This window comes from Roseibium sp. MMSF_3412 (assembly GCF_030733265.1).
GTDB lineage: Bacteria > Pseudomonadota > Alphaproteobacteria > Rhizobiales > Stappiaceae > Roseibium.
Window position 1 is genome coordinate 158,243 of the sequence record NZ_JASHJI010000004.1, and the last position, 24,688, is coordinate 182,930.

20 protein-coding genes, 1 other RNA gene and 1 pseudogene are annotated in these 24,688 nt (G+C 59.3%); 6 read left to right on the plus strand and 16 right to left on the minus strand.

From position 1 onward, the window contains the following. Positions 1-12: 12 nt before the first annotated feature. Genes sdhA through sdhC form a run of 3 tightly spaced genes read right to left on the minus strand, consistent with a single transcriptional unit; the run spans position 13 to position 2,637 of the window. Positions 13-1,839, minus strand: a complete 1,827-nt coding sequence (gene sdhA / locus RBB49_RS09610) for a succinate dehydrogenase flavoprotein subunit (RefSeq protein ID WP_306142530.1) — start codon at positions 1,837-1,839, stop codon at positions 13-15. Between the two features lie 5 nt (positions 1,840-1,844). Then, positions 1,845-2,228 carry a succinate dehydrogenase, hydrophobic membrane anchor protein gene (gene sdhD / locus RBB49_RS09615; protein WP_306142531.1) on the minus strand — a complete coding sequence of 128 codons (384 nt, stop codon included), beginning with the start codon at positions 2,226-2,228 and terminating at the stop codon, positions 1,845-1,847. Between the two features lie 10 nt (positions 2,229-2,238). Next, on the minus strand, positions 2,239-2,637 hold the full coding sequence (gene sdhC, locus RBB49_RS09620; protein WP_306142532.1) for a succinate dehydrogenase, cytochrome b556 subunit: 399 nt from the start codon (positions 2,635-2,637) through the stop codon (positions 2,239-2,241). Positions 2,638-2,924: 287 nt separating this feature from the next. On the opposite strand from sdhC, the pseudogene RBB49_RS09625 reads away from it, so the two are divergent. Further along, positions 2,925-3,638, plus strand: a pseudogene (locus tag RBB49_RS09625) (MIP family channel protein); the annotation flags it as partial. A 50-nt stretch (positions 3,639-3,688) separates the two neighbouring features. On the opposite strand, the gene RBB49_RS09630 reads toward RBB49_RS09625, so the two are convergent. The 7 genes from RBB49_RS09630 to RBB49_RS09660 form a co-directional block, all read right to left on the minus strand. Next, positions 3,689-4,594: a glutaminase gene (locus tag RBB49_RS09630; protein ID WP_306142533.1), complete on the minus strand. Its 906-nt coding sequence runs from the start codon at positions 4,592-4,594 to the stop codon at positions 3,689-3,691. A 55-nt stretch (positions 4,595-4,649) separates the two neighbouring features. Then, positions 4,650-5,348 (minus strand): sulfate transporter family protein, encoded by a 699-nt coding sequence (locus RBB49_RS09635; RefSeq protein ID WP_306142534.1) that lies wholly within the window; start codon positions 5,346-5,348, stop codon positions 4,650-4,652. Between the two features lie 93 nt (positions 5,349-5,441). Next, entirely contained in the window at positions 5,442-6,050 is a 609-nt protein-coding gene (gene recR, locus RBB49_RS09640) for a recombination mediator RecR (RefSeq protein WP_306142535.1), read from the minus strand. Positions 6,051-6,131: 81 nt separating this feature from the next. Then, positions 6,132-6,452: a YbaB/EbfC family nucleoid-associated protein gene (locus tag RBB49_RS09645; protein ID WP_306142536.1), complete on the minus strand. Its 321-nt coding sequence runs from the start codon at positions 6,450-6,452 to the stop codon at positions 6,132-6,134. 85 nt (positions 6,453-6,537) lie between these two features. Beyond that, complete coding sequence (locus RBB49_RS09650) at positions 6,538-8,430, minus strand: DNA polymerase III subunit gamma/tau (RefSeq protein ID WP_306142773.1); 1,893 nt, start codon at positions 8,428-8,430, stop codon at positions 6,538-6,540. Between the two features lie 210 nt (positions 8,431-8,640). Then, positions 8,641-8,738, minus strand: an RNA gene (gene ffs / locus RBB49_RS09655) — signal recognition particle sRNA small type. 80 nt (positions 8,739-8,818) lie between these two features. Further along, complete coding sequence (locus tag RBB49_RS09660; protein WP_306142537.1) at positions 8,819-9,454, minus strand: LysE family translocator; 636 nt, start codon at positions 9,452-9,454, stop codon at positions 8,819-8,821. A 147-nt stretch (positions 9,455-9,601) separates the two neighbouring features. On the opposite strand from RBB49_RS09660, the gene RBB49_RS09665 reads away from it, so the two are divergent. The 5 genes from RBB49_RS09665 (at position 9,602) to RBB49_RS09685 (ending at position 15,315) form a co-directional block, all read left to right on the plus strand. Further along, positions 9,602-10,018, plus strand: a complete 417-nt coding sequence (locus RBB49_RS09665) for an HIT domain-containing protein (RefSeq protein WP_306142538.1) — start codon at positions 9,602-9,604, stop codon at positions 10,016-10,018. Positions 10,019-10,364: 346 nt separating this feature from the next. Continuing rightward, the gene (nudC, locus tag RBB49_RS09670; protein WP_306142539.1) at positions 10,365-11,309 is read left to right on the plus strand and encodes an NAD(+) diphosphatase; all 945 of its coding nucleotides are present in this window, start codon (positions 10,365-10,367) and stop codon (positions 11,307-11,309) included. Continuing rightward, positions 11,309-11,887, plus strand: coding sequence for a histidine phosphatase family protein (locus RBB49_RS09675; protein ID WP_306142540.1), 579 nt, complete (start codon positions 11,309-11,311; stop codon positions 11,885-11,887). Before nudC ends, RBB49_RS09675 begins: the two co-directional genes overlap by 1 nt. A gap of 65 nt (positions 11,888-11,952) precedes the next feature. After that, entirely contained in the window at positions 11,953-13,167 is a 1,215-nt protein-coding gene (locus RBB49_RS09680; RefSeq protein ID WP_336623410.1) for a lytic murein transglycosylase, read from the plus strand. A gap of 120 nt (positions 13,168-13,287) precedes the next feature. Continuing rightward, entirely contained in the window at positions 13,288-15,315 is a 2,028-nt protein-coding gene (locus RBB49_RS09685) for a bifunctional diguanylate cyclase/phosphodiesterase (RefSeq protein ID WP_306142541.1), read from the plus strand. 38 nt (positions 15,316-15,353) lie between these two features. On the opposite strand, the gene RBB49_RS09690 is transcribed toward RBB49_RS09685, so the two are convergent. From RBB49_RS09690 to RBB49_RS09715, 6 genes are all read right to left on the minus strand, one after another. Further along, positions 15,354-16,985 carry an ABC transporter ATP-binding protein gene (locus RBB49_RS09690; protein ID WP_306142542.1) on the minus strand — a complete coding sequence of 544 codons (1,632 nt, stop codon included), beginning with the start codon at positions 16,983-16,985 and terminating at the stop codon, positions 15,354-15,356. Beyond that, on the minus strand, positions 16,978-18,189 hold the full coding sequence (locus RBB49_RS09695) for an ABC transporter permease (RefSeq protein WP_306142543.1): 1,212 nt from the start codon (positions 18,187-18,189) through the stop codon (positions 16,978-16,980). The genes RBB49_RS09690 and RBB49_RS09695 overlap by 8 nt, the downstream gene beginning before the upstream one ends. A gap of 3 nt (positions 18,190-18,192) precedes the next feature. Further along, complete coding sequence (locus RBB49_RS09700; protein WP_306142544.1) at positions 18,193-19,314, minus strand: microcin C ABC transporter permease YejB; 1,122 nt, start codon at positions 19,312-19,314, stop codon at positions 18,193-18,195. 64 nt (positions 19,315-19,378) lie between these two features. Next, positions 19,379-21,259 carry an extracellular solute-binding protein gene (locus RBB49_RS09705; protein WP_306142545.1) on the minus strand — a complete coding sequence of 627 codons (1,881 nt, stop codon included), beginning with the start codon at positions 21,257-21,259 and terminating at the stop codon, positions 19,379-19,381. Then, entirely contained in the window at positions 21,256-23,115 is a 1,860-nt protein-coding gene (locus RBB49_RS09710; protein ID WP_306142546.1) for an extracellular solute-binding protein, read from the minus strand. Before RBB49_RS09710 ends, RBB49_RS09705 begins: the two co-directional genes overlap by 4 nt. A 135-nt stretch (positions 23,116-23,250) precedes the next feature. Beyond that, positions 23,251-24,636, minus strand: coding sequence for a diguanylate cyclase (locus RBB49_RS09715; RefSeq protein ID WP_306142547.1), 1,386 nt, complete (start codon positions 24,634-24,636; stop codon positions 23,251-23,253). Positions 24,637-24,688: the final 52 nt, after the last annotated feature.

Genomic DNA, 24,688 nt, shown 5'->3' on the forward strand with positions numbered 1-24,688 from the left:
GCAGCGCGCTCCCTAGTAGACACGCGCTTTCGGCGCGATCTTTTTCGGGTCGATACCGCCTTCCTCGAAGGTGGTGAGCGGATCGAGGACGACGGGCCGGTAGTCGAGTTTCACATCGCCTTCCTCGTTGACCCAGGCCAGCGTGTGCTTGCGCCAGTTTTCGTCGTCCCGGCCCGAGAAAGGTCCGTCCTTGAAATCCTCGCGCGCATGGGCGCCACGGCTTTCCTTGCGGGCCTCGGCGCCATAGACCGTGGTGATCGCGTTCGCCATGAGGTTTTCCAGCTCCAGCGTCTCCACCAGGTCGGAATTCCAGATCAGCGAGCGGTCCGACACCTTGAGGTCCTTCATGTCGCTCCAGATGTCACTCAGGCGCTTGCAGCCTGCTTCCAGGCTTTCCTGGGTGCGGAACACCGCGGCATCTTCCTGCATCGCGTGCTGCATCTTGTCGCGCAGGTCTGCGGTCGGGATCGAGCCGCTGGCGTTGCGGAGCTTGTCGAAGCGATCCATGATCTTGTCGCAGGAGGCCTCGCTCGGGGATGGCGTTGCTTCTTTCGGATCGACAACCTCGCCTGCCTTGATCGCCGCGGCGCGGCCGAACACGACAAGATCGATCAGGGAGTTCGAGCCAAGCCGGTTGGCGCCGTGAACGGACGCGCAGCCCGCCTCACCCACGGCCATCAGGCCTTCCTGGATGCGGTTGGGGTTCTTGCCGTCCGCGTTCAGGACTTCACCCCAATAGTTGGTCGGGATACCGCCCATGTTGTAGTGAACCGTCGGCAGGACCGGGATCGGGTCCTTGGTCACATCAACGCCGGCAAAAATGCGCGCGCTTTCCGAGATGCCCGGGAGGCGTTCGGCCAGCAGGGCCGGGTCGAGGTGATCGAGATGAAGGAAGATGTGATCACCCTTCTTGCCGACACCGCGTCCTTCACGGATTTCCATGGTCATGCAACGCGAGACAACGTCGCGCGAGGCCAGATCCTTCGCCGAAGGTGCGTAGCGTTCCATGAAACGCTCGCCCTCGGAGTTGACGAGATAGCCGCCCTCGCCCCGCGCACCCTCTGTGATCAGGCAGCCGGAGCCGTAGATGCCGGTCGGGTGGAACTGGACGAACTCCATGTCCTGGAGCGGCAGTCCGGCCCGGGCGACCATGCCGCCACCGTCGCCGGTGCAGGTATGGGCGGATGTCGCGGAGAAATAGGCGCGGCCGTAGCCGCCGGTTGCCAGAACCACCATCTTGGCGGCGAAGCGGTGCATCGTGCCGTCATCGAGGTTCCAGGCGATCACGCCCTGGCAGACGCCGTCCTCTGACATGATCAGGTCAAGCGCGAAATACTCGATATAGAATTCGGCGTTGTGGCGCAGGGACTGGCCGTAAAGCGTGTGCAGGATGGCGTGGCCGGTCCGGTCGGCAGCGGCGCAGGTGCGCTGCACGGGGGGGCCTTCGCCGTAGTTCTGCATGTGACCGCCGAAGGGACGCTGATAGATCTTGCCTTCTTCGGTGCGCGAAAACGGCACGCCGTAATGCTCAAGCTCATAAACCGCCTTGGGGGCCTCGCGGGCAAGATATTCCATGGCATCGGTGTCGCCGAGCCAGTCGGAGCCCTTGACCGTGTCATACATGTGCCATTCCCAGCAGTCGGGCGTCATGTTGGTCAGAGACGCGGCGATGCCGCCCTGGGCTGCAACCGTATGGGAGCGCGTCGGAAAAACCTTGGTAATGCAGGCCGTGCGCAAGCCCTGTTCGGCCATGCCGAGCGTTGCGCGCAGACCCGCGCCGCCGGCGCCGACAACAACCACGTCATAGGTGTGGTCGACGAATTCATAGGATTTGGCCATCCGGGTCAGCCTCCAAAGCCAATCTTGAGAACTGCGAAAATGCAGCCGAAGCCGATAAAGGCACAGAAAAAGGTGTTCGCCATCAAGGTGAGGAACTTGATGCCCTCACCATGTACATAGTCTTCGATGATCACCTGCATGCCGAGCTTCATGTGATAGACGCCGGAGAGAATCACCAGGAGGAACAGGATCGAGACCAGGGGATTCTTCAGGGTTTCGATCACGTCGCCGTGGCTCGACCCCTGAACCGAGATCACCAGGATCACGAAGAAACTGATCAGGACGACATTGGCGACGGCGGTGAGCCGCTGCTTCCAGAAGTGATCCGTGCCTTCCTTGGCAGAACCCAGTCCGCGAACCTTGTTGAGAGGGGTGCGCATATCGCTCATGACACTCTCCTTAGCGAACCATGTAGCCGATGATCCACAGGATCAGCGTGAGTGAGACGGAACCGATGATCGTGGCCTTGGCCAGCCACTCGCGGGCATCCTTGCCGAACCCTGCCCCCATGTCCCAGATGAAGTGGCGCAGACCGCCGAGCATGTGGTGCACCAGAGCCCACGTGAAACCGAACAGGATCAGTCTTCCGAAAATGGAACCGTAAATCTCGTTGACGAAGTCAAAGTAGGACGGACCGGCCGCAGCAGCGATCAGCCACCACGCCAGGAGGATCGTCCCGAAGTAAAGCGCCGCACCCGTGATGCGGTGCAGGATTGACATGACCATCGTCAGGATCGGCTTGTAGATCTGAAGATGGGGTGACAGCGGGCGATTGCCGCGCATATCAGCGTTCGACATGGAATTCCTCTCCCGTACGACGCCACCTTACGCTTACGCAAACGTAAGGAAATCAGTGCGTTGTCTAGAAAGGTTCTAGCGCCAAGAAGCCGTCGCGTCAAAACATCAAAAAGGAGAATCTGGAAAGTTACTTTGCCCATTGTGGACTTAAATCGATCAGATCCCGGATTTTACGTTCTGCGGCGCACAAAACTCAGCGCTTCCCAACGGATCAAATTTGCGTAACTCTCCCTACGTCATCGCAATTCTGGTGACGTGGGGCCGCTGGCCGGCGGTTAAAGGAGCCAAACTTCATGAAGAAAGCAATCGCAGAATTTGTTGGAACATTCACCCTCGTCCTGTTCGGGTGCGGCGCAGCCGTCATTGCAGGAATGGGAACCGGATCAACCGCGATCGATGTTCTGGGAATCGCCTTCGCGTTCGGCCTGTCCATCGTCGCCATGGCCTACGGTATCGGCATGATTTCGGGATGTCATATCAACCCGGCCGTCAGCCTCGGGGTCTTCATGGCCGGCAGGATGCCCGCGAACGAACTCATCACCTACTGGATTGCGCAGGTTCTCGGTGCCCTTGCGGGCGCAGTGGTGCTGGCCATCATCCTGAGCGGAAAGGCCGAAGGCTGGGACGGAGGCCTCGGCCAAAACGGCTGGGGTCCAGACAATTTCGGCGGTTACAACATGCTCTCGGCGCTCATCTTCGAAATCGTCGCGACCTTCCTGTTTCTGGTGTGCATTCTCGGCGTCACCCAAAAAGGAGCGCCTGCGCATCTCGCCGGTCTTGCGATCGGCCTGACGCTGGTGGTCATCCACATCGTCGGGATCAATGTCACCGGCGTGTCCGTCAATCCGGCTCGATCTCTCGGACCGGCGATCGTCGGCGTTGCCAGCAATCCCGGTGCGCTCGGACAGGTCTGGCTGTTCATTGTCGCGCCGCTGATCGGCGGCGCGGCTGCCGGCCTCCTATTCAAGTCCGGCATGCTTGCGGCAGAGGAAGAAAGCTAGAAACCGGGGTGGCAGCTGGAGCTGCTCCGGCTGCCATTCATCCGCAGCCCTTACCCGAACACGGACCAGCCCGTCCGCTTTGCAAAGGTCTCCATGGCTTCCGTGCCGAGTTTGGAATTGCCGTAGCGGTTCAGACCCGGAGACCAGACCGCGATCGAGGCGCGGCCCGGCGATATCACCAGGATACCGCCACCAACGCCGCTCTTTCCGGGAAGTCCGACGCGAAAGGCGAAATCGCCGGAGCCGTCATAATGGCCGCAGGTCATCATCAGGGCGTTGATCCGGCGGCGGCGCTGGACGGCAACGAGCGCCGGCACGGTTTCAGCCTCGATCAGAAAGCGCCCTGCGAGCGCCAGCTGGCGGCAACTCATCTCGATCGCGCACTGGTGGCAGTAGGTGCCCAGCACCTTGTCGACATCGGACCGCAAGTTGCCGTGCGAGGCCAGGTAATGCGCCAGCGAAAAATTGCGGTGGCCGGTCGCCAGCTCGGACTGCGCCACCTTTTCGTTGATGTGAATGCTGTCGTCGTCGGCGGCTGCGCGGATGAAACGTATGAGTTCGCCCAACGCCTCACACGGGCTCGAGCCTGCGAGATAGGTGTCGGTCGTGACCAGGGCACCTGCATTGATAAACGGATTGCGCGGGATACCGTCTTCCCGTTCCAGCAGGAGGATGGAATCAAAAGAAAGCCCGGAGGGTTCGCGCCCCACCCTGTACCAGAGCTGGTCACCAACGCGGCCCAGTGCCAATGCGAGAGCGAAAACCTTGGACACGGACTGGATGGAAAACGGCACGTCGGCATCCCCGGCCGTCAGCAGACGGCCATCTTCAAGCGCCACAGCCATGCCGAAATGATTCGGGTCCACGCCTGCGAGCTCGGGAATGTAAGTGGCAACCTTACCCTTGTCCGGACTGCCTGCAGCGGCCTCTGCGATTTCCAGCAACAATTCCTGCATCGTCTTCCTCCGCCCGGCCTGCGCTCAAATGTCCGTGTCCGGCGGCAGCAGTTCGTCAGATCGACGCGCCGGATGCAAGCCTCTTGTAAAGGTGCAGCATGAAGATGGTGGCGAAAATCGGCGTCACCAGATTGAGGATCGGGACGGCCAGCAGGCAGGCGATGATCAGGCCGGCCAGGAACACCGTGCCGCCGCGCGCGCGCCGGAAAGCCCTGGCGTCGGCAGGCGGCAGGTAGCGCATGGCGGCGAATTCGAAGAATTCACGCCCGAGCAGATAGCCGTTGACGACAAAGAACGCCACGAGATTGACCCCCGGCACCAGCAGCAGCAACAGCGCGAACAGGTTGCCAATAATCACGACACCGGTGAACTTGATGGTCTGGACCAGGGATTTGGACAGCGGCAGCGCGCTGCCGGGCGGATCGGCGGGATAATCCCGGGCATCGACGATATCGGCGATATCGTCCTGGAACAGACCCGCGAGCAGCGCCGATATCGGCGCGATCAGGAATCCGAGCACAAAGACCGCACCAATACCGGTCAGGATCGAAATCGACCATTCCGTCCAGCTGATCCAGGCACTGCCGTCGCCCCATTCGGTGGCGGCAACGCCCAGAAGATGAGTGACGATTCCCTGCAGAGCGAACCAGATCACAATCAGGATCGCGAGGGTAAAGCCCAGCATTTTCCAGAAAATTGCACGAAACGGCTGCTCGAATACCTGCGACATGGCGCGGGAAGCTGCTTGGAACATAAAACCTTCACGTCTTTGTGAGCGACAGCACCGACATAGGTGCGGGAATGGGACCGTGCAAGTGATCAGGAGCAGTCTGATCCGGAAAGCGCCCTAGAACTGTGTCCGCGCTTTCAGGGCCTGGGCCAGCGTTCCCTCGTCGAGATAGTCCAGTTCACCGCCAACCGGCACGCCGTGGGCCAGCTTTGTGACGTTGACACCGAGCGGTGCGAGCTGGTCCATGATGTAGTGGGCCGTCGTCTGCCCCTCGACCGTCGCACTGATGGCCAGAATGACTTCGCTGAACTTTTCGGACCCGCAGCGTTCGATCAGGGAGGCCAGGTTCAGGTCTTCCGGGCCGACGCCATCAAGCGGCGACAAGGTGCCGCCGAGAACATGGTAACGCGCCCTGACGGCACCGGCCCGCTCCAGTGCCCAGAGATCGGCGACGTCCTCGACAACGACAAGAACCGTTTCATCGCGTTTGGGGTCGGAGCAGATGGTGCAGGGGTCCGATGTGTCGACGGTGCCGCAGACCGAACAGATGCCGATTTCATTGACGGCGACGCCCATCGCCTCGGAGAGCGGGACCAGAAGCTGATCCTTCTTCTTGATGAGATGCAATGCAGCACGGCGCGCAGATCGCGGCCCGAGACCGGGCAGCTTTGCCAGAAGCTGGATCAGCCGCTCGATTTCCGGTCCCGCTACGCTCTTTTGTGCCATATGCTCATCTTCTTTGAGAGACTAGGGTCGGCGCCAGGTGTCCAGGCGGCTCTCACCAGCTTTGTTCCCGAAGGATAAGCCTCAAAACGGCAGTTTCATGCCGGCCGGAAGTCCGAGACCACCCATGAGTTCCTGGGTCTTTTCCTGAATGGCCATTTCCACCTTGGCGCGGGCATCGGTATGCGCCGCCATGATCAGGTCTTCCAGAATCTCGCCCTCGTCCTCTTTCAAAAGCGAAGGATCGACCTTGAGCCCCTTCAGGTCGCTTTTGCCGTTGAGGGTGACTTTGACGAGGCCGGCACCTGCGACACCCTCGACCTCGATATCAATGATCTGCTCCTGCAGCGAGCCCATCTGCTCCTGCATTTCCTTGGCCTGCTTCATCATCTTGAGGAAGTCCATGGGATCTCTCCTTGCAATCTTCCGGGCGGCGTGCGCCCGACATCCAATATCTGGGGTCAGCATTTAGAAGAACAACGGCATCCGATCAATCGTCTTCGTCATCACCGAGCGCTTCGTTCAGCAACGGATCGCTCACCATCGGATCTGCCAGCGCCGCCTCGTCTTCCTCGGTGGCCTGTACCTTGACGTCGACAACCTTCGCGCCGGGAAACTGGGAAAGCAGGGCCGCGACCGTCGGGTGCGACTTGGCGTCGGAAAGAAGCTGCTGCTGGTTGGCTTCCTGCTCCTCGTGAATGGTCGGCCGGCCATGCTCCCGCGACACGACGACAAACCAGCGCTGCCCGGTCCATTCGGTCAGCTTGCGACCGAATTCGCCGGCAATGTCGGCAGGCGCATCTTCCGTCGGCTGGATCTCGATCTTGCCTGGCTCGAACTTCACCAGGCGCATCTGCCGCTGAATGGCGACCTTCATGGGAATGTCGCGCTTTTCAGATGCAAGGGCGGCACAGTCGTAAAGGTTCTTCAGCGCAGACTGTGCCGGTTCAGGCGCTTGCTGCGGCTGCGGTTCGGCCTTGCCGGGGACCGGCGCCTGATCCGGCAAGCCCCCGTTTATTGCGGCGAGTTGCGGTCTTCCTGCCGCGTGCATCGACGGCGCTCCGCCGCCATCCCCGGGACCGCTCATTCCCGAGGGCTGTGGCATGCCGACCGCCATTGCCTGGGCACCGCCACCGGAAGGGCCTGATCCGTGACCGCCCTGTGGGCCAGAACCTGGCGCCGATGCCAGCGGGTTCTGCCCGTTTTTCACCTGGGACAGCAATTCGCCCGGATCCGGCAGATCAATCGCATAGGCAAGACGCACCAGCACCATGTCGGCGGCCTGCAGGGGTTTCGATGCCGTCTGGACTTCCTGGACACCTTTCAACAGGATCTGCCAGGCGCGTGACAGCAGGCGAACGGAAATCTTTTCGGCAAACTCCTTGCCGCGTGCGCGTTCGGCTTCCGTCACCGTGGCCTCGTCCGCCGATTTGGGCGCGACCTTCATGCGGGTAACCAGATGGGTAAAATCCGCCAGATCGGTCAGGACGATCGCCGGATCGGCACCAACCTCGTACTGGGCCTGCAGCTCTGCCAGGGCTTCTTCGATCCGGCCCGACATGAGATGACCGAAAAGATCGATGACACGCGCCCTGTCGGCAAGGCCGAGCATCTGGCGCAGATCATCCGCCTCGATCGCGCCGGTTTCGTGCGCCATGGCCTGATCGAGCAGGGACAGCGAATCGCGCGCGGACCCCTCTCCGGCCCGGGCAATCAGCAGCAGTGCCTCATCGGATATCCGGATGTTCTCCGCATCGGAGATCCGGCGAAGCAGACCGATCATCTTGGACTGGTCGATGCGTCTGAGATCGAAACGCTGACAGCGCGACAGGACCGTGATCGGCACCTTGCGGATTTCGGTCGTCGCAAAAATGAACTTCACATGCTCGGGCGGTTCCTCGAGCGTCTTCAGCAACCCGTTGAAGGCCGCGTTGGACAGCATGTGGACCTCGTCGATGATATAGACCTTGTAGCGCGCCGTCGCCGGACGGTACCGCGCTGCATCGATGATCTCGCGAATGTCGTTGATGCCCGTGTGGGAGGCCGCATCCATCTCGATGACGTCGACATGACGCCCTTCCATGATCGCCTTGCAATGGGTGCCTTCCCGCTCAAGCTTCACCGTCGGCTTTTCCGCTTCACCGGGAACTTCGTAATTGAGACCGCGTGCGAGAATCCGCGCCGTGGTGGTCTTGCCGACACCACGCACCCCGGTCAGCATCCAGGCTTGGGCAATCCGTCCGGTTTCAAACGCGTTTTCCAGCGTCTGCACCATCGGCTCCTGACCGACCAGATCCTCGAATGTCTTCGGACGATACTTGCGTGCCAACACACGATACGCACCGTCCTGGCCGTGAGCGCCAGAATCGGTATTGCTGTTCATCACCGGTGCGGGCGCACCGTCCTGCGGAAAACCTGACTCGTCCATGAGCGGCACCATACCGTCTTTTTCGAAGATGGGGACGGCAAGATTGCGTTTTTCTGTGAAATGCGGATCGGCATCTGCCGGGACCCGACAACGCTGAATGCGGAGGCCGAAAAACAAAACGCCGCCCTGGGGCGGCTTCTGTACAGGACAACGCTGTGCAAGAGGGTGGGAGGCTGGCACGGCGACCCGTGCCGAGGCTCGTTAGGGCTGCTTCCTTCCGGACCTGACCCGGTTGGCGAGTGGCTCGTCCACCACCAACCTCCCGAGCGCCTTATATCAGATGCCCCCTGGGGTTTGGCAAGAGGCCGCCAAAGGTTTTTTGTTTGCCTCTGACGTGGCTTCGTCAGGGCCGCAAGGTCGCCAGTTTGAGGCCAAATCCCATGAAGACCAGTCCGGTCACGCCTTTCAGCCAGCGCTGGAAAGCCGGGCTTCCAGCAGCCCTTGACACCCGCGAGAGCAGAAGCACCATCGCGCCGAACCAGACGACGTTGATCAATGCGTGGGCGGCGACGAGTGAAAACGCAGCCGCCACGGCACCCGCTCCCTCGGGAATGAACTGCGGAAAGGCGGCGAGATAGAACATCGACACCTTCGGGTTCAGCGCGTTCGTCAAAAACCCCTCGCCAAAAGCCCGGAGCAGGGTCCGGCGGCGGCGCGCCGGGGCGACGGAACCAGCTGCAATCACGCGCCCGGTCAGGGCATCGCGCAGCGCTTTCAGGCCGATCCACACCAGGTAGGCAGCGCCCAGCATCTTGACGACGAAGAACGCCTCCGCCGAATGCACAAGGATGACCGAGATACCCAGGATCGACAGCGTTCCATGCAGGAAGAACGCGCCGACAAATCCGGCTATGTTGAAGGCCGCTGCGCTTTTTCCGGATGTCGGTACGGTTTTCGCGATCAGGACGCCATTCGGCCCGGGCGACATGACCAGAAGTGCGGCAACAAGTGCGAAACTCAGGAGTGTCTCAAGTGGCATGACGAAACCCGGAAAATGCGAGGTGGCAGGAAATTTTGCGAAAACGGCTTCGCGTCAGGTGCAATCTACCCATATGCTGACCAAATGCAATTTCCGCAGGCTCTTCAATTTCCGGAGTCCGCCGACCGAAGCAACCGGAACCCGCCCATGACTACTTTTGCCCTTAATCCACGCCTTGAAGGTGACAGTCTTTTCGTTGCCGATCTGCCACTGTCATCGGTGCGGCTGATGAAGGATGCCAATTACCCCTGGCTGCTGCTTGTGCCGCGCAAGTCCGACCTCGTGGAAATCATCGATCTCGACGATGGCGACCAGATGCAGCTGATGCGGGAAATCTCGCTCGCCAGCACCGTCCTCAGAAACGTGACGGAGTGCGAGAAGCTGAATGTCGGTGCCCTCGGCAACCAGGTTTCGCAGCTCCACGTGCATGTCATCGCCCGGTTCCGGGACGACAGTGCATGGCCCGGTCCGGTCTGGGGTGTCGTTCCGCCAAAGGATTACGAACCGGACCGGGCCGACACGCTGATCGGGGATCTCAGGGACGCTCTCGCAGACGTGCAATAGGCCCGCTGGACACACCAACGACGCGGCCTTAGGGTACGGACTCATAAATGAAGCCGATTTGGCGGCAGAAATGGCAAACCCTCGCGAGGAAGCGTGAGTAGAGCGGGCTTTATGCCCGGTCAAGCGCGGTGACGCTGCGAGGTGAGGCCATTTTGCCGTCCTTCGGATTTGGCCGTTTCGGCCATCTGCAGTGTCGCGAAAGGCTTGAAAATGAACCACATTTCCTGCGCTTTCACTTCTCGCAGTTGGTCAAAGCGATCCAAACCAAATTGACTTCATTTATGAGTCCGTGGCCTAAAGTCCACAAGACCTCTTTTCCTCCCAAGACATTTTCAGGGACACGACCATGCGACCAGCTGCCGCCAGTCTCCAGGCAATGGAGATGAGCTTTATCGACAACACGCTCGACAGGCAGTCGGAACGGCGCGGAGACAGCGACTACCTGAAAGAGCTGCTGACCCGTCCGCAAACGCGGATCGTGCTGTCCACGGACAAGACGCTGGTGTTTCGGAATGAAGCGGACAAAGGCATCGGGCACGATCTCGATGCGGCCCTGGCGCTGGGCGCAAGTGCGGACGAAATGGTGTTTCTGGGCCTTCGGCCGGAAGATGGCCAACCCCTGTTTGCAACAACACTGCCCTGCAGCGACGACGATCTGGAGGCGAACGAAGACCTGCTCGTGCAGGACCTGCGCAATCTTGCTCTTCAGAATGCCTTTTCGTCCGGCGACCTCAGCGTTCTGGCCCAGGCGCGCGCGCTGATCCACTGGCACCGGACGCACCAGCATTGCTCCAAGTGCGGCGCGAAAACGCACATGGCCGAAGGCGGCTACCGGCGCGACTGTCCGTCTTGCGGCGCGCCCCATTTTCCGCGCACGGATCCTTGCGTGATCATGCTGATCACACATGAAGACCGTGCCCTGCTCGGACGGCCCGCACGTTTGCCGGAAGGCGTCTACACAACGCTTGCCGGCTTCATGGAACCGGGCGAAACAATCGAGGCAGCCGTCAGGCGCGAAGTGTTCGAAGAAAGCAGGATCCGGGTCGGCGAGGTGTCGCTGGTCTCCAACCAGCCCTGGCCGTTTCCCGCCAATCTCATGCTCGGCTGCATCGGCACGGCAACCTCTCTCGACATCGAGATCGCCGATGACGAGCTGGAGGCCTGCAAATGGTGTGACCGGGACGAGGTGCGCCAGATGATTGATGGCACGCATCCGGAAGAACACCGGATACCGCCTTCCATCTCAATCGCCTACGAACTGATCGTCGGTTGGCTCGAGGATCGCATCTGATGACATGGTGCATTTATCTGACCCATCCCGAAGTCGCAATCGACCCGCACGTTCCCGTTCCCGAATGGGGCCTTTCGGAAATCGGCCGCGCGCGCGCACAACAGGCGGCCGGGCTTGCCTTCGCTTCCGAGATCGGCGCGATCGTGTCCAGCGGTGAAACCAAGGCCATCGAGACCGCGGAATATTTCGCCGCGCTGCATGACATCACGCCGGTCGTGCGCGCGGATCTGCATGAAAACGACAGATCGGCGACCGGATTTCTGCCTCCGGCCGAGTTCGAGGCGGTCGCAGACCAGTTCTTCGCCGATCCCGAAACCTCGGTCCGCGGCTGGGAACGCGCGGTGGACGCACAGACGCGGATCGTCACCGGTGTTCAGGACGTGCTGACCGGTATCGCACCGGAAACACCCGTCCTTCTTGCCGGCCATGGTGCGGCGGGGACGCTGCTGATGTGTCACCTGATGAATGCCGCAATCTCCAGGTCTCATGACCAGAAACGCGGCGGCAGCTGGTACCGGTTCGAAAAAGACTGGCTCGCGACACAGGCAGCACGCGATTTGCGCTGGATTGAGGTTTGAAGCCGGTCGGACTGAGCTGCGCAACGTGCTAAGCTTGCCGCTGAGAAAAAAAGCTGGAGCCTGCCGTGATCCGAGGTCTGACGTTCGCCCTTGCCGCACTGGTGATGTCGCTTCTTGCCCTTCAGGGCACCGCCAATGCCGGAAAGTACGACGCCCAGTTTCGCCAGTTCCTGAACAACACCGTCATCCCCGAGGCGCGGCGTGCCGGCATTTCGCAGGCAACGCTTGACAGGGAACTCGCAGGGCTCACGCCCGACACCTCACTGCCCGGCCTTGTCGGACCGGGTGGCAAAGGCGCTCCGCCCAAAATCAATTTCCAGGCCGAATTCCGGTCGCCGCAGCGATATTTCCGGGACAGCCAGTTCAATTCGCTCGTCCCCGGCGGCCGACGCCTGATGCAGAAACACGCGGCAACGCTTCAGAGGATCGAGGCAAAATACGGCGTTCCCAAACGCATTATCCTTGCGATCTGGGCCCGCGAATCCGGTTATGGCGGCGCAAAGATCCCGCACGACGCGCTTCGAGTGCTGGCAACACAGGCCTTCATGGGCCAGCGCGCGGACTTTTTCAGGGGTGAGTTGATCGCCGCGCTCAAAATCCTCCAGAACGGCGACGTCTCTCGCGGCGCGATGCGCAGTTCCTGGGGCGGCGCGATGGGGCAACCTCAGTTCCTGCCGTCGTCCTACCTGAAATATGCCGTCGACTTCGACGGCGACGGCAAGCGCAATATCTGGACCTCGCAAGTCGACACCATGGCGTCCATCGCCAACTACCTCGCCAAACACGGCTGGCAGAAGGGGCGGGACTGGGGCTATGAAGTCGTCCTTCCGGAGAGCGTTTCGTGTACCCGGGAAGGACCCGACAATCGCCAGAAAATCTCCAGGTTCGTCGGTGAAGGCGTCAAACGCGTCAGCGGAAAACCCTTCCCGGACCATGAGATCAACCGTCCAGGCAACATTCTGCTGCCGGCCGGCCGCTACGGGCCGGCGTTCATCGCAACGGAAAACTTCTACGTCCTGAAGGAGTATAACGAGAGCGACACCTATGCCCTTTTCGTCGGCCACCTCGCAGACCGATACGGCAGCAACAAACCGTTCATCGCAAGCTGGAAACCGATGAAGGACACGACGCGCGGGGCCGTGCGCAATCTCCAGGTCCGCCTCGAAGGCCTCGGACATGACGTCGGCGGCGCCGATGGCCTGATCGGCTTCAAGACACGCCGGTCGATCGGCAAGGATCAGGAAAAGAACGGATTTTTTGCGACTTGCTGGGTTGGGTGAAAATAAAATTAAGTACACAGACTCAATCCAAAACAAAACTGGATCTGAGTTCAATCTTTTAGTAATGCACCTCATGTAAAATTGGTCAATATACTGATATCATCGGTAATTTTGACTATCATGGGACCGTTTCGACACCAATCTCTGGGATCTGCTTCGCTGGTTTTCACCGGCGCGCTGGTGCTCGCGCTTTCTTTCTTTTCGGTTTCCCTTTGGGAATTCAGTCGCACGGAAGCGGATGACAGAGCCCGGATTGTGCAACTCGCCGAGGCCTTCGTTGGACAATATGCGGAAGAACACTCTGACGGGATGCCCTTGCCGGCCGCGTTCCGGCGCATGGGTCTTGAAACCTTTCTCCAGGCGCGGCTCGGCAACACGAGCCATGCCCCTGTCACGGTCAGGGTCCCGGGCCGTCCGGGTGCCGAACTTGGCCTTACCGAACCCCTTCCGCATGTCGCGGAAAAGATCGACCGGATCGCCGGAACCAGGGATGCAAGCATCTACGAAGAACTGCGCGTCGAAGACTGGCGTGTGATCGGGCGCTCGATCTTTCCAACCTTTGCCAGATCGGAGGTCTGCGTAGCCTGCCACAATCGGGAACTTGGCAGCACACGTTATGCCGTCGGTGACGTGATGGGCGCATTCGTCGTGGAATCGGATCTGACCGCTTATGTCGTACGGGGCCTCTGCTATGCCGGGGTCGCCTTCGGGCTCCTTTTGTTCGGTTACCAGTTGCTGGCAAACCGGGAGCACAGGAGGACAAGAGAAATTGTCGAACTGGAAGGCCAGGTCAAACTGGAACGGCAGCAAAGGGAAGCCGAGGCCCATTCCAATTTCGTGCTTTCGCACGATTCCCTGACCGGCCTTGCGCGACGCTCGGTGTTCATGGACAGGCTGAAGGAATTGTGCGCCGGAGATCATGAGGCGGCCTTCTTTGTCGCCCTGATCGATCTTGATGAATTCAAGACAATCAACGACACCATGGGCCATGATGCCGGTGATGCATTGCTGGTCGCGGTCGGGACGAGGCTTAAACAGATTTCCATCGAAGGCGGCGGGCTGGCAGCCCGTCTGGGCGGCGACGAATTTGCGATGATCATGCCGCAGTCGGCGACATACCCGACCATGCATGCGCTCGGGTCAAGGCTCGTCGAATTCATCGGGTGCCAGGTCACGCACAATGGCTGCGCCATTCAGCCCAGTTCCTCCGTCGGTCTTTGCGTGTGTGTGCCCGGACGCATCCATGAGATTTCCGGATTGTTGAAACATACCGATGCGGCGCTTTACGCCGCAAAAAACGGCGGCAAGAACCGGTTCTGCCAGTTCAATGAAAGCATTCTTCAGGACCTGAAACGCCGGTCGCTTATCACCTCGGCGCTTCCACAGGCTATCAAACGCGACGAACTGGATGTCGTCTTTCAGCCCAAAGTCTGCCTTTCAAGCGGGAATCCTGTCGAATTCGAGACGCTGGCGCGCTGGAACCTGAACTCAAAGTCCGTGTGCCCAAGCGAATTTGTCCGGATCGCGGAGGAGACCGGCACCATTCTTGAGCTGGACCTTGCAACGCTCATGAACGGCGCACGCTTCGCTGTCGCGGCATCTTCCCGGACAGGTGCACCCGTGCGGATCAGTTCAAACATTTCCGCGCTCGGTTTCAGGACGCCTCACATCGCCGAGAAGATCGTCACCTGTGTGCGTCAAGCCAACCTTGCACCAGACCGTGTCACGATCGAAGTCACCGAGAGCGCTCTTGTCGAGAATATCGCATCGGCAAACGAAAGCCTGAGCAGCCTGCGCGCGAACGGTATCCGCGTTGCCCTGGACGATTTCGGCGCTGGCTACTCGTCCCTGCGGTACCTGCAACAACTGGTTTTCGACGAAATCAAGATCGACCGGTCCTTCCTTCAAGACATCGCGCAAGACAGTGAAAAGCATTTCCTGTTCGTCAAGATCGTGGAAATGGCGAAGGGTCTGAAGAAGGAAGTGGTCGTTGAGGGAATTGAAAGTCAGGCCCAGCTGAACCTGGCCGTTTCAACCGGCGCAGATCTCGGCCAGGGCTACTTTTTCTCAGAACCCCTGACCGAGACCGCCGCCCTTGCATATACCCAGCGCCTTGCCGACAAGCGTGCCGGTTCGAGGGCGGGCTGAATTTCCCGGGAAACGCAGGCAACGCTCCGCCCGAAAAATCAGGCGTTCACAACGCCTTCCGGTGCTGTTTCCAGACGGAAGGCCGCCGCCATCAAAGCTCGGGTATAGTCGGTCTTCGGTGCGTCGAATATCTGCTCGGAAGACCCGGATTCCACGACCTTGCCCTGCCGCATCACGATCACTTCATTTGCGAGCGCCCGCACCACCTTGAGATCGTGCGAGATAAACAGGTAGGCAAGCCCGTGCGCCTTCTGCAGATCCCGCAGGAGATCGACCACCTGGGCCTGCACGCTCATGTCAAGCGCGGAGGTCGGTTCGTCGAGCATGACGAATTTGGGTTCCAGAACCATTGCGCGCGCGATCGAGATGCGCTGACGCTGGCCGCCTGAAAACTCGTGCGGATACCGGTGCCGCATACCGGCCTCCAGCCCCACTTCAACAAGCGCCTGGGCGACTTTCCGATCCCTGTCCTCATAGGACATTTCCGGAAAATGGACCTGCAGCCCTTCACCGACAATGTCGGCAACGGACATGCGTGGCGACAAGGCACCGAAGGGATCCTGGAAAACGATCTGCATGTCGCGGCGCAGAGGCTTCATCTGCTTCCACGAGTTCTGCTGGATCTCGTCACCGTTGAACGAAATCCGGCCGGTCGACGAGATCATGCGCAGGATCGCAAGGCCCAGCGTTGTTTTGCCCGATCCGCTTTCGCCGACGATACCCAGTGTCTGACCCTGCCGGACCTCGATATCAATGCCGTCAACGGCCTTGATGTGATCGACTGTCTTGCGCAACAGGCCCCGCTTGACCGGGAACCAGACCTTCAGATCCTCCGCCTGCACAACAACCGGCTTCGACTTGTCCGTCTCCGGCGGCTCTCCCTTGGGCTCGGCGGCCAGAAGATGCTTGGTGTAGTCGTGCTGGGGATTGTCGAAGATTTCCGCAACCGGTCCATGTTCGACAATCTTGCCGTCCGTCATTACGCAGACACGGTCGGCGAACTTGCGCACAATTCCGAGATCGTGGGTGATGAACAGCATGGCCATGCCCTGCTGGCGCTGCAGCTTCTTCAAGAGCTCCAGGATCTGCGCCTGCACGGTCACGTCGAGCGCGGTCGTCGGTTCGTCGGCAATCAGAAGATCGGGTTCGTTGGCGAGTGCCATTGCGATCATGACACGCTGGCGCTGACCGCCAGACAACTGGTGCGGATAGGATTTGAGCCTTGTTTCCGCTTCGCGGATGCCGACCTGATTAAGCAGTTCCAGCACCCGCTGACGGGCCTGCGAATCTCCCATGCCCCGGTGAATTCGAAGAACTTCGGAAATCTGCTTTTCAACCGTGTGCAGCGGATTGAGCGAGGTCATCGGTTCCTGAAAGATCATCGAGACTTCATTGCCGCGGATCTTGCGCAACTCGTTGTCGCTTGCCTTCAGAAGGTCCTGGCCATTCATCAGGATTTCGCCCGTGGGGTGGGAGGCGGCCGGATAGGGCAGAAGTTTCAGGATCGAAAGCGCGGAAACGGATTTGCCGGAGCCACTCTCGCCAACGAGAGCGATTGTTTCGCCCTTGTCGATATCGAAAGAGATCCTGTCGACTGCGAGCGACTGACCTTTGCCCTGGGCGAAGGCGACCGACAGGTCCTTGACGGAAATAAGCGTGCGATCAGCCATTTGCGCCTCCCTGCGCAAGGCTCTTGCGCGGATCGAAGGCATCCCGGACCCCTTCACCGATGAAGATCAGCAGGCTGAGCATGATCGACAGCACGAAAAAGCCGGTGAGGCCAAGCCAGGGTGCCTGAAGATTGTTTTTGCCTTGGGCAAGAAGCTCGCCAAGCGAAGCGGACCCCGGCGGCAGTCCGAAGCCGAGAAAGTCGAGCGCCGTGAGCGTTGAAATCGAGCCATTCAGAATGAAAGGCATGAAGGTCAACGTTGCCACCATCGCGTTGGGCAGCAGATGCCGCCACATGATCACCGGGTTCGAGACGCCAAGGGCCCGCGCAGCAGATATGTATTCAAAATTCCGGCCGCGCAGAAACTCCGCGCGCACGACCCCCACAAGGGTCACCCAGGAGAATGCCAGCAAGATCCCGAACAAGGTCCAGAAGCCAGGCACCAGGAACGAGGACACGATCAGGATGAGGTAGAGCGTCGGCACCGCTGTCCAGATCTCGATGAACCGCTGGAACACGAGATCGACCCAGCCGCCGTAGTAGCCCTGAACCGCACCGGCGGCAATACCGATGACAGAAGACGCCAGCGTAAGCGCCAGGCCGAACAGCACCGAAATGCGGAACCCGTAGACCGTTCTGGCCAGCACATCGCGACCCTGGTCATCGGTTCCAAGCCAGTTCCAGTTGCCGACCACACAATTCGGGTCATCCGTCCCAAGCGGGTATCGGGCGCATCGCGTTTCCTTGTCCATGGTCCATGAGGGCGGTGCCGGCGCCGTCACCGGTATCTCACGGTTCACGGTCCTGTAGGAATAACGCAACGGCGGCCAGATCATCCAGCCGTGCTCGTTGATCAGGTCCTGAATGTAAGGGTCGCGATAGTCGGTCACCGGAAATGCGAGCGGGTCGTCATTGAACCTGTCTTCAGGATAGTCGACCAACGCGGGGACAAGCAGATCTCCCTTGAAGGAGATCAGGATGGGCCGGTCGTTGGTTAGGAATTCGGCCATCAAGGCCAGTACGAACAAGACGAGGAAGATCCAGAAGGACCAGTAGCCGCGCCGGTTGGCCTTGAAGTTTTCAAGGCGTCTCCGGTTGATCGGCGTTAGGCGCAGCTTTCTCGGCGGCGGAGCGGTTTCTTCCGGCAGCGGGTTGTAGACATCATAGCCAGCCCGTTCCAGATCGTTTTCAAGGCGGGAATCCATGCCTCAGACCTCCCGGCTTTCGAAGTCGATCCGTGGATCGATCCAGGTATAGGTCAGGTCCGAAATCAGGTTCACCAGCAGGCCCATGAGCGAGAAGATGTAGAGTGTGGCAAAAACAACTGCGTAGTCCCGATTGATGACAGATTCGAAGCCGAGCAAACCAAGACCGTCGAGCGAGAAAATCGTCTCGATCAGCAGCGATCCGGCGAAGAAGGACGAAATGAACGCACCCGGGAAACCCGCGACCACGATCAGCATAGCATTGCGGAAAACGTGACCGTACAGAACCTGGTGTTCCGTGAGTCCCTTGGATCTTGCGGTAACGACGTATTGTTTGCGGATCTCGTCGAGGAACGAGTTCTTGGTGAGCAGGGTCGTCGTTGCGAAAGCCGAGAGCACCATGGCCGTGAGCGGAAGCGCCAGGTGCCAGAAGTAATCTGCGATCCGCGCCGGCCAGGACAGGTCCGCCCAGTTGTCGGAAGTCAGACCGCGCAATGGAAACAAATCCCAGAAAGACCCTCCCGCGAACAGGACTATGAGCAACACAGCGAACAGGAAGCCGGGGATCGCGTAGGCGACGATGATGATACCGGATGTCCAGATATCGAACCTGCTGCCGTCCCTGACCGCCTTCCGTATCCCGAGCGGAATGGAAATCAGGTAGGAGATCAGGGTCATCCAGAGTCCGAGCGAGATCGAGACCGGCAGCTTCTCCTTGATGAGATCGATAATGCGGATGTCCCGGAAATAGCTTTCGCCAAAATCGAACCGGGCATAGTTCCAGAGCATGGCCAGGAACCGTTCGAGCGGCGGCCTGTCAAACCCGAACTGAGCCTCCAGTTCCTTGATGAACTCCGGATCGAGCCCCTGTGCGCCGCGATATTTGGACGTGACGCCGTCGGCCGCCGACCCGCTGCCGCCGGACGCGTCGTTGCCGGCACCGGCGAAATCGCCACCACCGCCGCTGATGCGGGAAGTCGCCGAAACATCGGTTCCCTGAAGCTGGGCAATAACCCTTTCAACCGGACCGCCGGGTGCAAACTGGATAATGACGAAGTTTATGGCCATGATCCCGACAAGGGTCGGTATCATCAGCAACAAACGGCGTAGGATATAGGCGCCCATGGGGTTATTTCGTTCCCTTTTTCTTTGGACTTATGAAGCGCACAGAACTTGCCACATTCAGAATCTAACCGGCTTTGCCGATTTTTTCCGCTTTTTCCTGGTCAATCCACCAGAGATCTTCCACCGGAAAGAAATAACGCGGCGTGACCTCCGGGTGTCCGAACATGTCCCATACCGCAACGTTATGCACAGGTTTAAACCACTGCGGCACCCAGTAATGGCCTGATCGGAGAACCCGATCGAGCGCACGTGCGGCCACAACCATTTCCGCACGGGTGTCGGCTTCCAGGGCCTTGTCGATCAACGCATCGACAACGGGGTCGGAAATTCCGGCGATATTAAAGGTTCCCGGCGTGCCCGCAGCCTCGGAGCCCCAGGACGTCCGGATGGACTCAGAAAGGGTTGCGTTCAGCGAATACCGGCGCGAACAAATGTCGAAGTCGTAGTCGTTCAGCCGCGACTGATACTGCGCCGCGTCGACGAGCCTGAAGGACGCATCGATCCCGAGCCTCTGAAGGTTCTTGAGGTAGGGATTGATAATGCGTTCAAACGCTTTTGTGTTGTTCAGGAATTCAATTGCAAAAGGCCTGCCGTCCGGCCCGAGCAACTTGCCGCCGCTTCGCGTGAAGCCTGCGTCCTGAAGCAACGCGCTCGCCTGGCGCAAGAGCGAGCGGTCCGCTCCCGACCCGTCGCTGACCGGTTGAAGGTAGGCTGTTTCGAAGACGCTTTCGGAAAGTTGGCTGCGATAGGGCTCAAGCAATGCCAGCTCATCATCGCCCGGCATCCCCTCGGCCTTCATGTCGGAGTTTTCGAAAAAGGACTCGGTCCTCTGATAAAGATCGTAGAACAGGTTCTTGTTCGACCACTCGAAATCGAATGCGTAACTGAGCGCGCGGCGAACGCGCGGGTCCTTGAACTTTTCGCGCCGCGTGTTGATGAACCAGCCCTGCGCACCAGAGGGACGCCCGTCCGGAAATTCCTTCTTGACCACGCGCTTGTCCTGCACCGCCGGGAAGTTGTATTCCGTCGCCCAGATCTTGGACGAGAACTCCTCCCGGTAGGTCATTTCCCCTTTCTTGAAGGCCTCAAAACCGATCTGGCGTTCTCGAAAGAATTCCACGCGCACAACGTCAAAGTTCTTTTGTCCCTTCAGGACCGGCAGGTCGTTGCCCCAATAGTCCTGCACGCGGTGATATTCGACAAAACGCCCGACGGCGTGCCTGCCAACCTTGAAGGGGCCGGAGGAAAGCGGTGAGGTCAGGGTGCTCTGCTTGAAGTCATAGGCGGTGTAATAGCGCTTGGAAAAAATCGGCAATCCGGCAACAAGAAGCGGCAATTGCCGGGACTGCTTGCCGGAGAATTGAAGCGCCACACGGTACTCGTCCAGAATTTCCGCGTCCTCAAGTTCCTGGATGTTCTGGCTGATCTGCGGATGTCCATCTCCCTTGAGAAGCATCAGCGAAAAGGCGACATCCTCCGCTGTCAGCTTCGACCCGTCGTGGAAGCGCGCTTCGGGCCGCAGGTTGAACGTATAGGTGTTGCCGTCCTCGGAGACTTCCACCGTTTCGGCCAGCAGACCGTACATGGCGTCCGGTTCGTCATAGGCACGCACCATCAGCGTGTCGAAGCACAGTTCCATGCGCGGCGGTGCATCACCCTTCAAGATGAAGGAATTGAAGGTGTTATAGGTCAGCGTGTTCTGATTGTAGTACCAGTAGGGAGCCTGGAAAATGAAGGTTCCGCCCTTCGGTGCGTCCGGGTTGGCATAGTCGAAATGCGTGAAATCGGGTCCGTATTTGAGATCGCCGAAGACCGAAAGTCCGTGCCGGGGACTTCCGGCGGACGCATGCGCGGTTCCGTGGACCAGAGGCAGCGAGGCCGTCACTGCCGCGGCTCCGGTCAGCTTGAGCAATTGCCTGCGCGAGGGGGTCGTGAACACGCTCATTGAATTGCCTTCGTTTCTTGCGCGAGTTTTTCGTCGTACCACCAGATGTCCGGAAACCCGGTGCTGAATTCCGGCATCTCCTCCGGATGCGCAAACCGGTTCCAGCGCGCCGTGCGCGTTTCGTCGGTATAGAATTGCGGAACGACAAAGTGATTCCAAAGAAGCACCCTGTCGAGCGCGTGGGTGGCCGCCACGAGCGTTTCCCGGTCCTCCGCAAAAATGACCTTGTCGATCAGTTTGTCGATCGCCGGGTTCTTGATGCCCATGTAGTTGGCGGAACTGGGATTGTCCGCGGCCTCGGATCCCCAGTATTCGCGTTGTTCGTTGCCGGGCGAGAGGGACTGTCCGATTGCCAGCGTCACCGCGTCAAAGTCGCGGCTTCGGATGCGATTGATGAATTGCGACGCATCGATCAGGCGAAGGACGGGCTTTATACCGATGGTTTCCAGGTTCTTGGCATAAGGCAGAAGCGTGCGTTCACTTGCCTTGTCCCGATAAATAAACTCGATCTCAAGTTGCTCGCCCGTCGCAGTGTTTATCATCTTGCGATCCTTGAGTTCATAGCCGGCATTGCGAAGCAGCTTGACTGCTTCCCGCAGGTTGGTGCGGACATTTCGCTGATTGCCGCCGACCGGGTTCTTGAATTCTTCGGTGAAGACCTCCGGGGGGACCATGTCCCTGACCTCCTCCAGAATCTCAAGTTCCCTGCCCTCCGGCAGCCCCGATGACGCGAGTTCGGTTCCGGCGAAATAGGAGTTGACCCGCTTCAACAGATTGGCGGAGACAATTTCGTTCGTTGTCTCGAAATCGAAGGCATAGTTCAACGCCCTGCGAAGATCCGGGTTCTGAAACTTGTCCCGGCGCAGGTTCAAAAAGAATCCCTGCATGACGCCCGATGACTTGTCGGGGAAAATTTCCTTGACCACACGGCCATCCTCGATGGCGGGGAAATTGTAGCGTTTCGCCCACTGGCTGGAACTGCGCTCCACGTGATAGTCGTATTGATCACCCTTGAAGGCTTCAAACCGAACGGCGTCGTCCAGAAACGAGATGTACCGGATTTCGTCAAAGTTACCGGTGCCGACCCGGATCGGCAGATCCTTGCCCCAGTAGTCGTCCACCCTTTCATAGGTCACATTTCTGTTCGGGGAGAAGTCCTTGATGCGATACTGGCCGGAGCCGAGTGGCGGTTCCAGCGTGCCTCGAGAGATATCCCGTTTTTCGCCTTTCTCGTTCGTTCCTTCCCACCAGTGTTTGGGCATGATGTACAGCTGGCCCATGATCTTGGGCAATTCACGGTTTCCGACGGAATCAAACGTGAACCGGACAGCATTCTCCCCGACCGCTTCAACGTCCGTGACGTTCTGATAGTAGAATTTTCGCTGAGGATTGAGCTCAATCGACTTCTCGAAGGACCACACTACGTCGTCAACCGTAACCGGCTTGCCGTCGTGCCACTTGGCATTCGGATTGAGACGGTACTCGACCCAGGAATAATCATCTGGAAACCGGACAGCATCTGCCAGTGTGCCATACTGGGCACTGATGTCGTCCTCGTCCAGCGAAGGCTCCATCAGGCTTTCGTAGATGTTGAAGATACCCGGGGCCGGATTTCCCTTGGTCAAGATAAAGTTGAACGTATCGAAACCGCCACTCGTGGCGAGCCTTACCGTCCCTCCTTTAGGAGCTTCGGGGTTCACATAATCGAAATGGACGGCGTCGGCGCCGTAGCCCGGCGTTCCGTTCAAGGCCGAGGCGTGCTGCCATTCAGGCTCTGCTGCTTCGGCCAGACTTGCCGGTATCGCTGCAAAAGAAACTACGCTTGCATATCCGACCGCTGCGGCCAGGGTATTCATTAGACGCCGTGCAAACACTATCGGTTTCTCCGTCCCGTTTCTGTTCCCCAGACCCGGATTTATAGGGTTACTTTGGAAACAGTGTAGGGATGAGCCGATCAAACGTCACGTGCTGGATGCCATTATGACAGAAATTTAACCGGCCTGGGGAACACCGCCCTTTGGCAGATTCGGCGCTGCCTGCTTCGATCTGGCCTTCTGTGCATACATGCGCCCGTCAGCGATACGCAACAGATCGCTTATCGTTGCGGCATCCATCGGATAGCTGGCGCTGCCAATGCTCGCCCGGATATCGATATGCGTCCCTGAAAACTCAAAGACGGCATTCACACGTTCCGCCAGCCGGGCCGTAAAGGTTTCCTTTTCCGCCTGGCGCATGCTTCCCGGGGTCAGCACGATGAACTCATCGCCACCCACACGCGCCACCGTATCGTATTCCCGTGTCTGGTTCTGAAGCCGCTGCCCGATCTCGATCAGAAGCTGGTCGCCAACGGAATGGCCATAATTGTCGTTCACCGGTTTGAACGCATCCAGATCGAGATAGAAGATCTCGAAACCGACACCGGAACGCTCGCACATGGCCGCCAGTTGCTGCATGCGCTCTTCAAGCAACCGCCTGTTGGCAAGCCCGGTCAGGGGATCGTGCAACGCAATCGATCGCGCGCGGTAAATCTCACTGATGAGCAGGAACGTCATGACACTGAAAACAAGCGCGAGAACACTGCCGACAAACTGCGTGATCCAAACTTGCTTGCCGGCGCTTTGCCAGCCGCCTTCCGGATAGGCCAGGAGTTCCCATGCCACGGCGCCCGGCAACACAAGCGGAACAGCGACCGGATCGCTCTCTTCAGGGATTTCGCTGCCATACAGCAAGGTTTCTGTTGAGCCGCCATCCGCCCTGGAAACCACGGAAACCCGTAAATCGTCCTGCACTGGCAGAATTCCTGCAAAAGACAGGAGCTTGTCTTCGTCCATCACAAGCGTCGCCACGCCCCAGTAACTGCGTTCGGCCAGAGGCTGGCTCGTGAATCCTGCCGGATAAACAGGAATGCGGATCAGCAGCGCCCGTCCGCCCTGCACAAGGTCGACCGGCCCCGAAATAACGATTTCCCGCGACCGCATCGCCTGTTCCACTGCGGGCCACTGTGCGGCATTTGACCGGTAGTCCAGACCGATCGCCGACTCGTTCGACGCGAGCGGATAAACGGCCTGCAGAACGTTTCCGGGCGCAATGCCTATCGACCGGATACTGGAATTTGTTTCAAGCAGTTCGGTCGCGATGTTGCGAAAGTCATCAGGTTCGAACGGATCGCCCTGAAATTCACCCAGAAAATCTCTCAGTCCCAGCCCGTGAGCGACCGCTCGGCTGATTTCCAGCTCCAGCTTCGCGCGGATGTCGCTCAACTCGGCGATAACGTCGCTCTTGTGGTGATAGACAAGCTCACCACGCACAAGCAGCCCGACGTAGCCCGTCAGGGCGATCCCGACAAAAAAGCAAAAAACGGCCGCAATGGAAGCCACCCAGGTCCCACTCGCCTTTAAAACAGATTTTAGATTCGGCCGTCTGCCCATT